We start from the raw sequence: 13,955 nt of genomic DNA, 5'->3' as shown, positions 1-13,955 counted from the left end.
TTCGTTGCATTAAGGACGACAGCGACCCTAGGCGGCGTCCTCAATCTCCTCGTCCGCCTTTCGCGGCACGTAATTCAGCACCGGCCCGAGCCAGCGCTCGACCTCGGAAACCTCCATGCCCTTGCGCTTGGCATAGTCATCCACCTGATCGCGCTCCACCTTGGCCACGCCGAAATAATAGGAGTCGGGGTGGCCGATATAGAGGCCGGAAACGGATGAGCCGGGCCACATCGCATAGCTTTCCGTCAGCTTCACGCCCGCTGTGTGTTCCGCATCGAGCAGCTTGAACAGCGTCTTCTTCTCGGTGTGGTCAGGCTGAGCCGGGTAGCCGGGCGCCGGGCGGATGCCGGCATAGGCTTCGCCGATCAGATCTTCGTTGCTGAGCTGCTCATCCCTCGCATAGCCCCAATATTCACGTCGCACCTGCTCATGCATGCGTTCGGCGAACGCTTCGGCGAAGCGGTCGGCCAGCGCCTTGACGAGGATCGAGGAATAGTCGTCGTTCGACCGTTCGAAACGTTCGGCGATGGCGATTTCCTCGATGCCGGCCGTCACCACGAAGCCGCCGACATAGTCCTGCACGCCGCTTGTGACAGGTGCGACAAAGTCGGACAGCGCCACGTTCGCCCGCCCGTCCCGCTTCGACAGCTGCTGGCGAAGCGTGTAGAAAGTGGCAAGTTCCTTGCTGCGGCTTTCGTCCGTAAACAGGCGGATATCGTCGCCGACGGCGCCCGCCGGCCAGAAGCCGATAACGGCGCGCGGGCGGAACCACTTCTCGTCGATGATCTTCTTGAGCATCGCCTGGGCATCGGCCCAGAGCGCACGCGCCGCCTCGCCCTGCTTCTCGTCTTCGAGAATGGCGGGGAAACGGCCCCGCAGTTCCCAGGTCTGGAAGAACGGCGTCCAGTCGATGTATCTGGCAAGCTCCGCCAGATCGTAATCCTCGAACACCCGCGTGCCGAAGAACTCAGGCTTCGTCGGCTTGTAGGCCGGCCAGTCGATCTTGTGCGCATTCTCGCGTGCGCGCGACAACGGCAGGCGCACCTTCTCCGCCTCGCTGCGGGCATGCGCGGCCGCCACCTTGGCATATTCGGCTCTTATATCGTCGACATAGGACTGCCGCGTCTCCGGCGAGAGCAGCGCCGACACGACGCCGACGGCGCGGCTCGCATCGGTGACGTAGATGGCCTGCCCCTTGTTGTAGCCGGGATGGATCTTCACGGCCGTATGCACGCGGCTGGTGGTGGCGCCGCCGATCAGGAGCGGGATTTCGAAGCCCTGCCGCTCCATCTCGGCCGCGACATGCACCATCTCGTCGAGCGACGGCGTGATCAGGCCGGAGAGACCGATGATGTCGACCTTCTCGGCGATCGCCGTTTCAAGGATCTTCGTCGCCGGCACCATGACGCCGAGGTCGACGATCTCGTAATTGTTGCAGGCAAGCACGACGCCGACGATGTTCTTGCCGATATCGTGCACGTCGCCCTTGACGGTCGCCATCAGGATCTTGCCTGCGGACTGCCGGTCATCGCCGCCATTGAGGCGCTTTTCCTCTTCCATATAGGGCAGCAGGACGGCAACGGCCTGCTTCATGACGCGAGCGGATTTCACCACCTGCGGCAGGAACATCTTGCCCGAGCCGAACAGGTCGCCGACGACGTTCATGCCGGCCATCAGCGGCCCTTCGATCACGTGCAGCGGCCGGGCGGCCTGCTGGCGCGCCTCCTCGGTATCGGCTTCGATATATTCGGTGATGCCGTTAACCAGCGCGTGCTCGAGGCGCTTCTCGACGCTCCATTCGCGCCAGGAGAGATCCTGAACGCGGCCCTCCCTGGCGCCGGCGCTGCGGAAACGCTCGGCCACTTCGAGCAGCCGCTCGGTCGCGTCTGGACGGCGATTCAGCACCACGTCCTCGCAGGCCTCGCGAAGCTCGGGATCGATATTGTCGTAGACGGCGAGCTGGCCGGCATTGACGATGCCCATGTCCATGCCCGCCTGGATAGCGTGGTAGAGGAACACGGCATGCATCGCCTCGCGCACCGGCTCATTGCCGCGGAACGAGAAGGACAGGTTGGAGACGCCGCCGGAGATATGCACGAGCGGCATGCGCTCACGGATCGTCCGCGTCGCCTCGATGAAGTCGACGCCGTAATTATTGTGCTCTTCGATGCCGGTCGCGACCGCGAAGATGTTCGGGTCGAAGATGATGTCCTCGGGCGGGAAACCGATCTTTTCGGTCAACAGCTTGTAGGCGCGCGTGCAGATCTCGACCTTGCGGTCGTAATTATCCGCCTGCCCCGTCTCGTCGAAGGCCATGACGACGACGGCGGCGCCATAATTGCGCAGGAGCCGCGCCTGGGCGAGGAAATTCTCCTCGCCTTCCTTGAGCGAGATCGAGTTGACGATCGGCTTGCCCTGCACGCGCTTCAGGCCGGACTCGATGATCGAGAACTTCGACGAATCGATCATCACGGGCACGCGGGCGATGTCGGGCTCGGCGGCGATCAGGTTGAGAAATTCGACCATCGCCTTTTCGGAATCGATCAGACCCTCGTCCATGTTGATGTCGATCACCTGCGCGCCATTCTCGACCTGATCGCGGGCGACATCGAGTGCCGCCGTGTAGTCGGCGTTGGTGATCAGCTTGCGGAACTTCGCCGACCCGGTGACATTGGTGCGCTCGCCGACATTGACGAAGGGAATGTCCTTGGTGAGTTCGAAGGGTTCGAGGCCGGACAGCGACATGAAGGGGCGATGCTCGGGGATCGGCCGCGGCTTGTATTTCGCCACGGTCTCGGCGATCGCCCGGATATGCTCCGGCGTCGAGCCGCAGCAGCCGCCGACGATGTTGACCAAGCCTTCGCGGGCGAAGCTGTCGATCTGCGCGGCCATCAGTTCCGGTGTTTCGTCGTATTGGCCGAACTCGTTCGGCAGGCCGGCATTCGGATAGGCGCAGATGAAGGTATCGGCGACGCCCGAAAGCTCCTGCAGGTGCGGGCGCATCGCATTGGCGCCGAGCGCGCAGTTGAGGCCGATCGTGAAGGGGTTGGCGTGGCGCACCGAATTCCAGAAGGCCGAGGGCGTCTGGCCGGAGAGCGTGCGGCCGGAAAGGTCGGTGATCGTGCCGGAGATCATCACCGGCAGGCGCACACCCTTGGCAGCGAAGCGCTCCTCGCAGGCAAAGATCGCCGCCTTGGCGTTCAGCGTGTCAAAGATCGTCTCGATGAGGATGATGTCGGCGCCGCCGTCGATCAGCCCGTCGATCTGCTCGCCGTAGGCTTCCCTGAGATCGTCGAAGGTGACGGCGCGGAAACCGGGATTGTTGACGTCGGGCGAGATCGAGGCGGTGCGGTTGGTCGGCCCGATGGCGCCGGCGACGAAGCGGCGGCGGCCGTCCTCGCGTTCGGCGCGGATCGCCGCCCGCCGCACGATCTCCGCACCTTCCTTGTTCAGCGCATAGACCTCGCCTTCCATCTGGTAATCGGCCTGAGCGATGCGGGTCGAGGAGAAGGTGTTGGTCTCGAGGATATCGGCGCCGGCCTTGGCGTATTTGTAATGGATCTCCTCGAGCGCGTCCGGCTGGGTCAGGATCAGAAGGTCGTTATTGCCTTTCTGGTGGCAGGCGCACCCGATGAAGCGGGTTCCCCGGAACTGGTCTTCGTCATAGCCGAGGCCCTGGATCTGCGTGCCCATGGCGCCGTCGAGAATGAGGATGCGCTCGCTCGCGGCTTTTTTCAAAGCGGCGAAAACTTCACTGCCGTCACGCTTGCCCGTTTCCGGACCAAAGAGATTGTCAAACACGGGAGGGCTCCTTGACGTCGTAAGACCAGACTTCCAGATCACATAAAGATATCTTTATGTCAATATATGGCTATCGATTTCGTGCTTTGCAAAGCTTCGCCGATGACAGGCTCGCTGGAGCTCTATATAGGCCTTTGCGACGCTTGTGCACAAAATCGGAGGAGTATCATGGCACCCGCAACCGGCAATGCCGCGCTCGGAAACTGGGCAAGCCGCGCCTATCATCGCGGCTGGCTGCTGAACCAGGCAAACGGCCTCTTCGATTTCTTCCAGCACAATTCGATCAATCCCAGAGGCGGTTTCTACGATCTCGACGACACCGGCCGGCCGCTCGACGCCGATGGCCAAGTGCGCGGCATCCATATCGCGGCTCGCGCGGTCCATTGCTTCTCGATCGGTGCCCTGCTCGGCCGTCCCGGCGCCTTCGACGTCGTCGACCACGGCATGAACTATCTCTGGAACCACCATCGCGACCGCAAGAACGGCGGCTATTTCTGGTCGCTCGACAATAACGGCCCGGTCGATTCCAACAAGCAGGGCTATGGCCACGCTTTCGTCCTGCTCGCCGCCTCTTCGGCAAAGACGATCGGCCATCCGCTTGCCGACGGCATGCTGGCCGATATCACCGAAATCCTGAACACCAGGTTCTGGGAACCGCGTCACGGCGCGATCGCCGAGGAATTCACCGCTGACTGGCAGCCGCTCGACGGCGGCGCCTATCGCGGCCAGAATTCCAACATGCACCTGACAGAGGCGCTAATGGCGGCCTTCGAAGCCACCGGCGACAGGGATTACCTCACCAAGGCCGAAAGCATCGCCGATCTCGTCATCCGCCGTGCGGCCGGTTCGGTCGACTGGCGCGTCGCCGAGCACTTCGATGCAGAATGGAACCTCGATAAGGATTACTACCATCCGAATGAAATGTTCCGTCCGGCCGGCACGACACCCGGCCACTGGCTGGAATGGGCCCGCCTCATCCTGCAGCTCTGGGCGCTCGGCGGCAAGCGAATCGAATGGATGCCGGATGCGGCCAAGGCGCTTTTCGCCCAGTCGATGGCGCTCGGTTGGGACAATGACAAGGGCGGCTTCTTCTATACGCTCGATTGGGACGACAAGCCGGCCAAGCGCAACAAGCTGTGGTGGCCGGCCTGCGAGGGTGCGGCTGCCGCGCATTTCCTCAACGAGCATCTGCCGAGCGATTTCCACGAGGAAAGCTACCGCAAGATCTGGAACGTGATCGAACGCGCCTTCATCGACCATCGGAATGGCGGCTGGCATGAGGAACTGACGGAAGACCTCGTTCCCTCGCACTCGCTCTTCCCTGGCAAGGGCGACATTTATCATGCATTGCAGGCGTGTCTAATTCCACTCTTCCCGGCAACGGGCAGCCTGACGAAAGGCATCGCCGAGGCCGGCGGCAGGCTCTGACGGCTGTTTCAGGGGCCGGCAGATGCGGCCGCGTCACAGCGCAGAGAGACGCAGCGTATCGAGATCCTTCGCCAGCATCAGCGCGAGCGCCTCGACGACGAGATTGTGATCGTCGCGCTGCGGCAGGCCGGAGACGGTGACCGCGCCGATGCAGCCCGTGCCTTTGACGTTGATCGGAAAACTGCCGCCATGCGGCGCGTAATCGGCGCCGTCGAGGCCATTGTCCTCGACCGTCTTGCCGTCCCTCCTGAGTTTCAGCCCGGAAGCATAGCTGCTGCGGAAATAACGGAGCACCATGTTGCGCTTGCGCCTGACCCAATTGACGTTGTCGGGCGTGACGCCGGGAAGCGCGGCATAAAAGACCGGCATCGAATGCAGGGTTACGTCGATCGCAATGCCAAGGCCGCGCTCCGTGCCGAGTTCCTGCAGGAGCTTGCCGAGCTGCCATGCCGTGGTGAGATCGAAGGCGTCGAAGCTCAGCGCCTGTTCCTGCTCTGCGATCCGGCTGAGATCGTCTTCGATTGTCATGGATAGGCCTCCTCTGCCGCGTGATCCGCTGCAGACCATTCTCGCCGGATGCGGAAAAGTAAAGCAAAAACTTAGCGCTACCGCCGATCTCAGAGCTTCGGCGTCAGCATCTCGAAGCGGTCGCGGATGGTAGCGCAGATATCGCCGCCGAGCCTCGCAATGGCATCGACCGCCGCCGGATCGACATGCAGCCTCTCGGTATCGACGACGCCCTCGCGGTAATGCGCGTAGACGATCTCGCCCATGACGATCTGCCGTGAGCGGCCGAGCTCCAGCGTCACATGCCGCCTGCATTCGAAGGCGGCCGGCGCCTCGGCGATGAAGGGCGACGCCACCTTCGCGCCCGGGACCGCTGTCAGGCCCGCCTCCTTCAGTTCGTCGACGCCGCGCGGATATTTAGCGCCGCAGACATGCATTGCCTCGGCGATCGCCAGGGAGACGATGTTGACCGTGAAGACCTCGGTCATGCGGATATTGTGGCCGGTATCCTTAAACGACATGTCGGCATTGTTCTCGACGCCGATCGCCAGGATCGGCGGATCGGCCGACAGGCAATTGAAGAAGCTGAAGGGCGCCGCATTGATCCGGCCGTGTTCGTCGACCGTCGTCACCAGCGCGATCGGCCGCGGGATGATCGTGCCGATCATCAGCTTGTAGCGTTCGCGCTCCGAAAGCTGCTTGAAATCGAAGGAAACGGCCATGGTTCAGCCGATCCTCGACACCGGCGAAAAACCGCTCATCGCGCCGGTGAAGGGTTTTGGCAGCGGCGAGGCATAGGAGCCGCGCTTGCTGGTGGAAAGCCCAAGCGACACCAGCGCCTCGGCCTGCTTGACGGCCGCCGCCACACCGTCAATGACGGGCACGCCGTAGATATCGTGCAGTTGGCGCGCAAGATCGGTCATGCCGGCGCAGCCGAGCACAATCGCCTCGGCGCCGTCTTCGGCAAGCGCCCGCTCGACCTCGGCCCTGAGCTTGCCGATTGCGCCCGAGGCCGCATCCTCCAGCTCCAGCACCGGAATGTCGGAGGCGCGCACCTTCGCGCGCTCGCCCATACCGTAGCGGCGCACGAGATTGTCGATCAGCACCCGCGACCGCTCCAGCGTCGTCACCACGGTGAAACGCTGCGCGAGGAAGCCCGCTGTCGCGATTGCCGATTCACAAAGCCCGAGGATCGGCACATCGGCGAAGCTTCGCGCCGCCTCGAGGCCGGTATCGTCGAAACAGGCGATGACAGCCGCGTCATAACCCGCCGCCTGCCGCTGATTGAGTTCGAAAAGCAGGCCGGGGATCGCCAAGGCCCCGTCGTAATGTCCCTCGATGGAGACGGGCCCCATGCTTGAGGTAGCGGCGACAATCTCCGTGCCGGATGCAGCCACCGCGCGCGCGGCGGCGGCAGCCTTCTCGGTCATGGAGGCCGTCGTATTCGGATTAACGATGAGGATGCGCATGTCAGTCTATCTTTGCCTGCCGTCGCCCCAGCATCATCATGATGCCGAGCGCGATAAGAATGATGGTGAAGGAAAATAGCGTCGTCACCGTGCCGAGCGCGTAGAGCACCGGCGTCGTGACATTGGTCGTCATGCCGTAGATTTCCAGCGGCAACGTATTGTAGGTGCCCGAAGTCATTAGCGTGCGGGCGAATTCGTCATAGGAAAGCGTGAAGCCGAACAGACCGACGCCGATCAGGCTCGGCGCAATCATCGGCAGCACCACATGGCGGAACGTCTGCCAGGACGTGGCCCCAAGGTCGCGCGCCGCCTCTTCATACGCCGGGGAGAAGCGGTTGAAGACGGCAAACATAATCAGCACGCCGAAGGGCAGCGTCCAGGTCAGATGGGCGCCGAAGGCCGAGGAATACCAGGCGGGCTTCAGCCCGCCCTCCTGGAAGACGACGCCGATGCCGAGCGAGATGATGATCGAGGGCACGACGAGGCTGGCGACCGTGGCGTAAAACAAGGCGGTTGAGCCGCGGAACCGGCGGCGGAAGGAAAGGCCGGCAAGCAGCGATACGACGACGGTCACCACCATCACCATCAGCCCGAGGGTGAAGGAGCGCCTGAATGAGGCGCCGAAATCACCGACCGCCTGCTTCTCGAACAGGTTGAAGAACCAGTGGGTGGAAACGCCGTTCATCGGGAAGGTCAGGCCGCCGTCCGGCCCCTGGAAAGAGAGGATCAGGATCGCCGAGAGGGGGCCGTAGAGGAAGAGCACGAAGACGGCGAAGAAGATCGCCAGCAGGTAGAATTGGAGGCCGCGCTTTTCGTGGTTCATCTCAAAGCTCCTTGCGGATATCGACGACACGCAGTATGGCGGCGACCATCAGCAGCACGACGGCAAGCAGCACCACGGCATTGGCGGCGGCGGCCGGATATTGCAACAACGACATCTGGTTCTTCATCATCAGCGCCACCGAGGCGCTCTGGCCGCCGGACATCACCTGCACGGTTGAAAAGTCGGCCATCACGAGCGTGACGACGAAGATCGTGCCGATTGCCATGCCGGGCTTGGCAAGCGGAATGACCACGTTCCAGAGCACCTGCCAGCCGGATGCGCCGGCATCGCGGGCCGCCTCGAACAGCGACCGGTCGATGCGCATCAGCGTATTGAAGATCGGCGTCACCATGAACAGCGTGTACAGGTGCACCATGGCGAGCACGACGGCGAAATCGGAATAGAGCAGCCACTCGATCGGCTGCGGAATAACGCCCATCTCGATCAGCGCCGAATTGACCAGGCCGTTGCGTCCGAGCACCGGGATCCAGGAGATCATTCGAATGATGTTCGACGTCATGAAGGGCACGGTGCAAATGAGGAAGAGGATCATCTGCGTCGAGGTCCTGCGGATGTGGAAGGCCAGGAAATAGGCGACCCAGAATCCGATGACGAGCGTCAGCGCCCAGACGATGGCGGTGAATTTCAGCGTGTTGAGATAGGTCTTCCATGTCACCCATGAACCGAGCGTATCGGTGTAGTTCATGGTGAGGAAATCGGGATAGAGACCGGCGAAATCGTAATCCCAGAAACTGACGACAGCGATCATGGCGATCGGCAGCAGGAAGAAGAAGCCGAGGATGGCGATCAGCGGCGTCGCCTGGAGATAGGAGATGGCTGAGGGGGAGAGGCGCAAGACGCGGCCACGCCTAGGCTGCGAAGCCTGATCCGTCTGCTCTGAAACGATCGTCGCCATCATCTATTCTCCGTTATCTCGTTGACCGGGATAGTGACGGAGGGCGCGTACCGCCCCCCCTCTTCCGCCTGCCGGCACCCTTGCCTGGGCCGAGCCGCCGGTCTCGACCAGTCCCTTCGGACCCCGCTGGGAAGAAGAGATTCGCGGCAGCGCCTCGACCACCGCGAACCTTGCTCTTTGTTATCTGCCCAGCGGCAAGCTCTCCCTTCTCCCCAGCGGGGGTCGGAAGGACGGACGAGACCCGCGACTCGCCCCGGTAGATGCCCAAAGGGCAGATGAGGGGGCGGAGCGAGGCGACGTCTTGAGCATCAGCGAAAGACAGCTCGCACCGCCTCCGAACTCCGTCCCCCTTGTGGGAGGGTTGGGGAGGGAAAAGCGGCAGACGCCGGCCTGCGTTACGCCGCGATGAACTCGTTCCAGCGGCGGACCATGTAGCGGTCCTCGTCCATGACCGAGTTCCAGCAGGCGACGGCGCCCATGCGGGCTTCGAAGGAGCCGCCGTCGCGCACCGCACCGGCTTTCTCCATGACCTTGCCTTCCGGAGAGAGGATATCGCCCTGTGCCGGCTTGCCTTCGATCCAGTAACCCCATTCGTCTGCCGTCATGAAGTTCTTGGCGGTTTCCATGCAGGCGGAATAGTAGCCCTGGCGGTTGAGGTAGCCGCCGACCCAGCCAGACGTGTACCAGTTGATATATTCGTAGGCCGCGTCGAGCTGCGCGCCCTTGAGATGCGCGGCAAGGCCGAGGCCGCCACCCCATGCGCGATAGCCTTCCTTGAGCGGCTGATATTTGCAGGCGATGCCCTTGGAGCGGACGGCCGCGACAGCTGGCGACCACATCGACTGGATGACGACCTCGCCCGAAGCCATCAGATTGACCGACTCGTCGAAGCTCTTCCAGAAGGCGCGGAACTGGCCGTCGCCCTTGGCCTTGATGAGGAATTCGATCGTCTTGTCGATCTCTTCCTTGGTCATGTTGCCCTTGTCGGCATATTTGATGTTGCCCATGGCTTCCATGATCATGGCCGCGTCCATGATGCCGATCGACGGGATATTGAGGATCGAAGTCTTGCCCTTGAACTTCGGATCCATGATGTCGGCCCAGCTGGTAATGTCGCGGCCGACGAGATCGGGTCGAATGCCGAGCGTGTCGGCATTGTAGATGGTGGGAACCATTGTCATCCACTGCGTCGGCTCCTTGGCGAACTTCTTGGCGTCCTGCGCCTCGACGAAGCCGACAGTATGCGGCGCCGTGCCCTGAGCGATGACGCTGTCCGGCTTCATCTTGCCGTTGATGAAGAGCGGCACGATCTTGTCGTAATATTTGAGCTTCTTAACGTCCATCGGCTGCAGCACGCCAGTTGGATACACCTTCTTGGCGATCCAGTATTCGATATCGGCGATGTCGTAGCTGTCGGGCTGGGTGACGGCGCGCTGGGCGGCGGCGTCGGAATCGGTCGCCGTCATTTCCAGAGTGATGCCGAGGTCGGCCTTGCACTTCTCGGCAATGGCGTTGATGTTCGAAACACCGGTGCCGAACTGACGAAGCGTGATGTTCGTCTGCGCCCAGATCGTGGGAAAGCCGGTGATGGCGCCGGAGCCGGCGATGGCGCCGACGGCGGCAGCACCCGTCTTCAAGAGCGTGCGGCGGGAAAGACCCTTCGCAGCCTTGGTCGATGTCGTTTCAGTCGTCATGTGAGTTCCCCTTTTCTTGATGTGGAAGTTCATGGTTCTTGATTGATCATGCGGAGGCGCGGCCAAGAAGCACGGCATCCTCGAGCGCCCAGCTGAGCGAGACGGCGTCGCCGATCGACACCGGCCGGGCGAAATAGTCTTCGTCGTCTGAAATGACGGTGAAGTCGTCGCTGCCGGCGCCGAGAACGGTGATCTTCACCGAGGAGCCGCGATATTCAATGTTGGAGACGATGCCGTTGAAGCCGAGCGTCCACTCGGTTGCCACCTGCAGACGCACGCGGTCGGTGCGGACGCCGATGTCGACCGGCTCGCCGACTTCCCTGCCCGTCCCGCGCACCGAAAAGCTCTGCCCCTCCGGCACGGTCATGATGAGCACGCCGTCCGCGCTCGACGTCACCCTGCCTGTGAGCACATTGTGATCGCCCATGAACCGCGCGACGAAGGCGGTTGCCGGCTTCTCGAAAACCTCGCGCGGCGCCGCCGCCTGCTCGATCCGGCCATCGTTCATGATAACCATCACGTCGGCGAGCGCCATCGCCTCTTCCTGGCTGTGGGTGACGTGGACGAAGGTGATGCCGAGCGATTTCTGCAGCTTCTTGAGTTCGGCGCGCATGCGAATCTTCAGGAAGGGGTCGAGCGCGGACAGCGGCTCGTCGAGCAGCAGCGCCTCCGGATCGGTGATCAGCGCGCGGGCGAGCGCCACGCGCTGCTGCTGCCCGCCGGAAAGCTGGGCCGGACGCCTGTTGGCATACGGCTCCATCTGCATCAGCTTCAGCATCTCGAGCGCCTTGGCGCGGCGCTCCACCTTATCGACGCCCTTCATTTTCAGGCTGAAGGCGACATTGTCGACCAGGTCGAGATGCGGGAAGAGCGCATAGGACTGGAACATCATCGCCGTGCCGCGCCTGGCTGGCGGAAGATCGGTGACGACCGTTTTGCCGAGCCTGATGTCTCCTGAAGAAATGCTCTCGTGGCCAGCGATCATGCGCAGCGTCGATGTCTTGCCGCAGCCCGACGGGCCGAGGAAACAGCAATAGGAACCGGCCGGAATCTTCAGGCTGATCCCGTGCACGGCGGTGGTCGTTCCGTAGACCTTCGAAACGGATACTATATCGATCTCTGCCGCTTTCGACATCATGCCTTCCCCTGTTCGGGAAAGATGATGCATCTGCCGTGCCAATCGCCGCAGGAATAGGCTATACCATTGGCAAAGCACGGTTTTCTCGCCAGAACCCGTGCAGGCCATTTTTGTAGGCAAAACATCGTCTGCACATCATTTAGGCTATCGTCTGCAATTTGCGCAAAAAATCGTATACAATTCGACCGTGATTTCGATCACAAATTCCGTTTAACTTTTGCCGCGAAGCCGGGTATGGTTTGCTCGCCATCAGGGAATAGTTTTCATGAAATCCGCCGCAAAGGCCATGCAGGCCGAAGAAGTCGCCGAAACCGGCGCGCATCAGATCCGCGATGCCATTCGCGAGGCAATTGTCGAGCGCAGGCTTTCCCCAGGCACCAAGCTCTCCGAAAATGATGTCGGCAATCTTTTCAACGTCAGCCGGACGCTTGCCCGCGCGGCACTGCAGGCGCTCTCTTATGAAGGCCTGGTCAGGGTGGAGAAGAACCGCGGCGCCTTTGTCGCCTACCCCTCCCCTGATGAGGCCCGCCAGATCTTTTCCGCCCGGCGTCTCGTCGAGCCCGGCATATTGCGTGAGGCGGCGGCGCGGATCACGCCGGATGACATCAGGAATCTGCGAGAGCTTTTGCAGGAAGAAGGCCGCCTGATGAGCGAGCGTGGCCAGACAGCGCGGCGCGCCGAGATCAAGGCATCCGGCGATTTCCACCTGATGTTGGCAGAAATCTCGGGCAATGCCATCATGCAGCGTTTCATGGAGGAGCTCGTCGCCCGCTCATCCCTCGTCATCGCGCTCTACGGCCAATCGACGGCTTCGAGCTGCGGCCATTCCGAACATGGCGACATCATCTCGGCGATCGAAGACAGCGAACTCGACCGCGCCTGCCAGCTGATGCTGCATCACATCACGCACATCGAGTCCGATCTCGACCTACGCGAACGCAAGAGCCTCGGCCTCAAGGAAGCCTTCGAACTTTGAACGAGCGGGCGCACGTCGCCCGCAGCTATTCACGATGCCTTCTTCGGCAGCTTGTCCAGCGCGGCGAAAATTTCTTCCACCGTGCGCGGCTCGCTCGAGCGCAGCTTCACTGTGCCGTCACGTCCGATCAGGATCAGCTCGAACTCGCTGTGTGGCGGCCCCTGCAGCCGTTCGCGAATATCGTCCGCATCAAGTTCCCAGCCGTCGTCGAACAGCGAGAAAGCGCCGCCGCCGGCAATGATGAAGACTTCGACCTCTTCCTCGATGAGGCGCATATGTGCATTCCGCAACCATTCATCCTGGATTGCCGCGCGATCGTCCAGCGCATCGGCGAAAATGATCAGCACCCGTTTGCTGTCGCGAAACTGCTCGAGCGATTGTGGAAGTTCCGGCTCACGTCGCGGTGTGCCGATGATTTCATGAACGATGGATCTTAGCATGGCGTTATTCCTCGCCCGTCATCTCGCGGGCTGTGACTGCGGCATTCGAGCGTCAGCGCCTTTCATGCGCGCAAGCACGCTTTAACGCGCTGAATAACTGATAATTCCCAGTTCGGTGCGAACTCGGATCATTCAGTAAACGGCCGGAAATGAGGGAGGTTCCGAAGAAGCCGAAAAGGATCGCAGCCCCCAAAGTGCATCGCGATTCAGATCGCTTGCGCTTCAGGTCTTTGTCCCAAGCATGCCGTTATGAAAACCGCAGCACAGTTTGGTGCAACATGCTCTGGCCGCGATCCCTTTCCGGTTAGTCGCGGCTCTGGTCCTCGGCCGCATGCGCCGAGACGGCGACGAGGTCCGCGGTGCCATTGGCCAGGAGGCGTTTGCGTACGAGCACGCGCATGACGCGTGCCGCCGTCGAGAAGGTCATCTGATCGAGCGGACCTTCACCTTCCCACGGTTTGGTCAGCCGCTCGGTGACAGCGCCGACTATATTCATCGGCACGATATCGGTGCATTCGCGCATGGCTTCGAAAACGAAGCTGATCGGGATGACCCGTCCTTCATGGGTCACGATCGGTTCGGTCAATTCGCTGTCCCATTCCTCGAAGGCGTAAAGTGCTTCGCGAAACAGCTGCTGGAGGGTAAACGGCGCGTGGCCGTTGTGAAGTGGCGGCAGGGCATTCATCATGTCTGTCTCCTCTTGATGGATTAAGCCAAATTCCTCCTGGATCGGTCGGCATAAACGCGGGGAACTCAGCGCTTT

General features: G+C 61.9%; 12 protein-coding genes. 2 read left to right on the top strand and 10 right to left on the bottom strand.

Features of this window, described 5'->3' with window-relative positions; translation table 11 throughout:
- Positions 1–27: 27 nt before the first annotated feature.
- Positions 28–3,801: a methionine synthase gene (metH, locus tag FFR93_RS10055; protein ID WP_064711518.1), complete on the bottom strand. Its 3,774-nt coding sequence runs from the start codon at positions 3,799–3,801 to the stop codon at positions 28–30.
- 168 nt (positions 3,802–3,969) lie between these two features.
- On the opposite strand from metH, the gene FFR93_RS10050 reads away from it, so the two are divergent.
- Positions 3,970–5,229, top strand: coding sequence for an AGE family epimerase/isomerase (locus FFR93_RS10050; RefSeq protein ID WP_138393113.1), 1,260 nt, complete (start codon positions 3,970–3,972; stop codon positions 5,227–5,229).
- Between the two features lie 33 nt (positions 5,230–5,262).
- On the opposite strand, the gene FFR93_RS10045 is transcribed toward FFR93_RS10050, so the two are convergent.
- The 7 genes from FFR93_RS10045 to FFR93_RS10015 form a co-directional block, all read right to left on the bottom strand.
- On the bottom strand, positions 5,263–5,757 hold the full coding sequence (locus FFR93_RS10045; RefSeq protein WP_138393112.1) for a heme-degrading domain-containing protein: 495 nt from the start codon (positions 5,755–5,757) through the stop codon (positions 5,263–5,265).
- A gap of 89 nt (positions 5,758–5,846) precedes the next feature.
- A complete protein-coding gene (locus FFR93_RS10040; RefSeq protein WP_064711515.1) occupies positions 5,847–6,458 on the bottom strand; it encodes a flavin reductase family protein in 612 nt (203 codons plus the stop codon).
- Between the two features lie 3 nt (positions 6,459–6,461).
- Positions 6,462–7,205 (bottom strand): aspartate/glutamate racemase family protein, encoded by a 744-nt coding sequence (locus FFR93_RS10035; protein WP_138393111.1) that lies wholly within the window; start codon positions 7,203–7,205, stop codon positions 6,462–6,464.
- A gap of 1 nt (position 7,206) precedes the next feature.
- Positions 7,207–8,028: an ABC transporter permease gene (locus FFR93_RS10030; protein ID WP_064711514.1), complete on the bottom strand. Its 822-nt coding sequence runs from the start codon at positions 8,026–8,028 to the stop codon at positions 7,207–7,209.
- 1 nt (position 8,029) lies between these two features.
- A complete protein-coding gene (locus FFR93_RS10025) occupies positions 8,030–8,944 on the bottom strand; it encodes an ABC transporter permease (RefSeq protein ID WP_064711682.1) in 915 nt (304 codons plus the stop codon).
- Positions 8,945–9,339: 395 nt separating this feature from the next.
- Complete coding sequence (locus FFR93_RS10020; protein WP_064705650.1) at positions 9,340–10,638, bottom strand: PotD/PotF family extracellular solute-binding protein; 1,299 nt, start codon at positions 10,636–10,638, stop codon at positions 9,340–9,342.
- A gap of 46 nt (positions 10,639–10,684) precedes the next feature.
- A complete protein-coding gene (locus tag FFR93_RS10015) occupies positions 10,685–11,773 on the bottom strand; it encodes an ABC transporter ATP-binding protein (RefSeq protein ID WP_138393110.1) in 1,089 nt (362 codons plus the stop codon).
- Between the two features lie 268 nt (positions 11,774–12,041).
- Between FFR93_RS10015 and FFR93_RS10010 the strand changes: the two genes are divergently transcribed.
- Positions 12,042–12,752: a GntR family transcriptional regulator gene (locus tag FFR93_RS10010; protein WP_138393109.1), complete on the top strand. Its 711-nt coding sequence runs from the start codon at positions 12,042–12,044 to the stop codon at positions 12,750–12,752.
- A 29-nt stretch (positions 12,753–12,781) separates the two neighbouring features.
- Here FFR93_RS10010 and FFR93_RS10005 read toward each other — a convergent pair whose 3' ends face one another.
- A complete protein-coding gene (locus tag FFR93_RS10005; protein WP_064705653.1) occupies positions 12,782–13,192 on the bottom strand; it encodes a DUF4174 domain-containing protein in 411 nt (136 codons plus the stop codon).
- Between the two features lie 304 nt (positions 13,193–13,496).
- Complete coding sequence (locus FFR93_RS10000) at positions 13,497–13,880, bottom strand: hypothetical protein (protein ID WP_038690240.1); 384 nt, start codon at positions 13,878–13,880, stop codon at positions 13,497–13,499.
- Positions 13,881–13,955 lie beyond the last annotated feature (75 nt).

Origin of the sequence: Rhizobium sp. MHM7A, assembly GCF_005862215.1 — a bacterium.
Taxonomy (GTDB): domain Bacteria; phylum Pseudomonadota; class Alphaproteobacteria; order Rhizobiales; family Rhizobiaceae; genus Rhizobium; species Rhizobium bangladeshense.
Note: the sequence above shows the minus strand (reverse complement) of the source record. Positions and strands in the feature narration are given on the sequence as shown.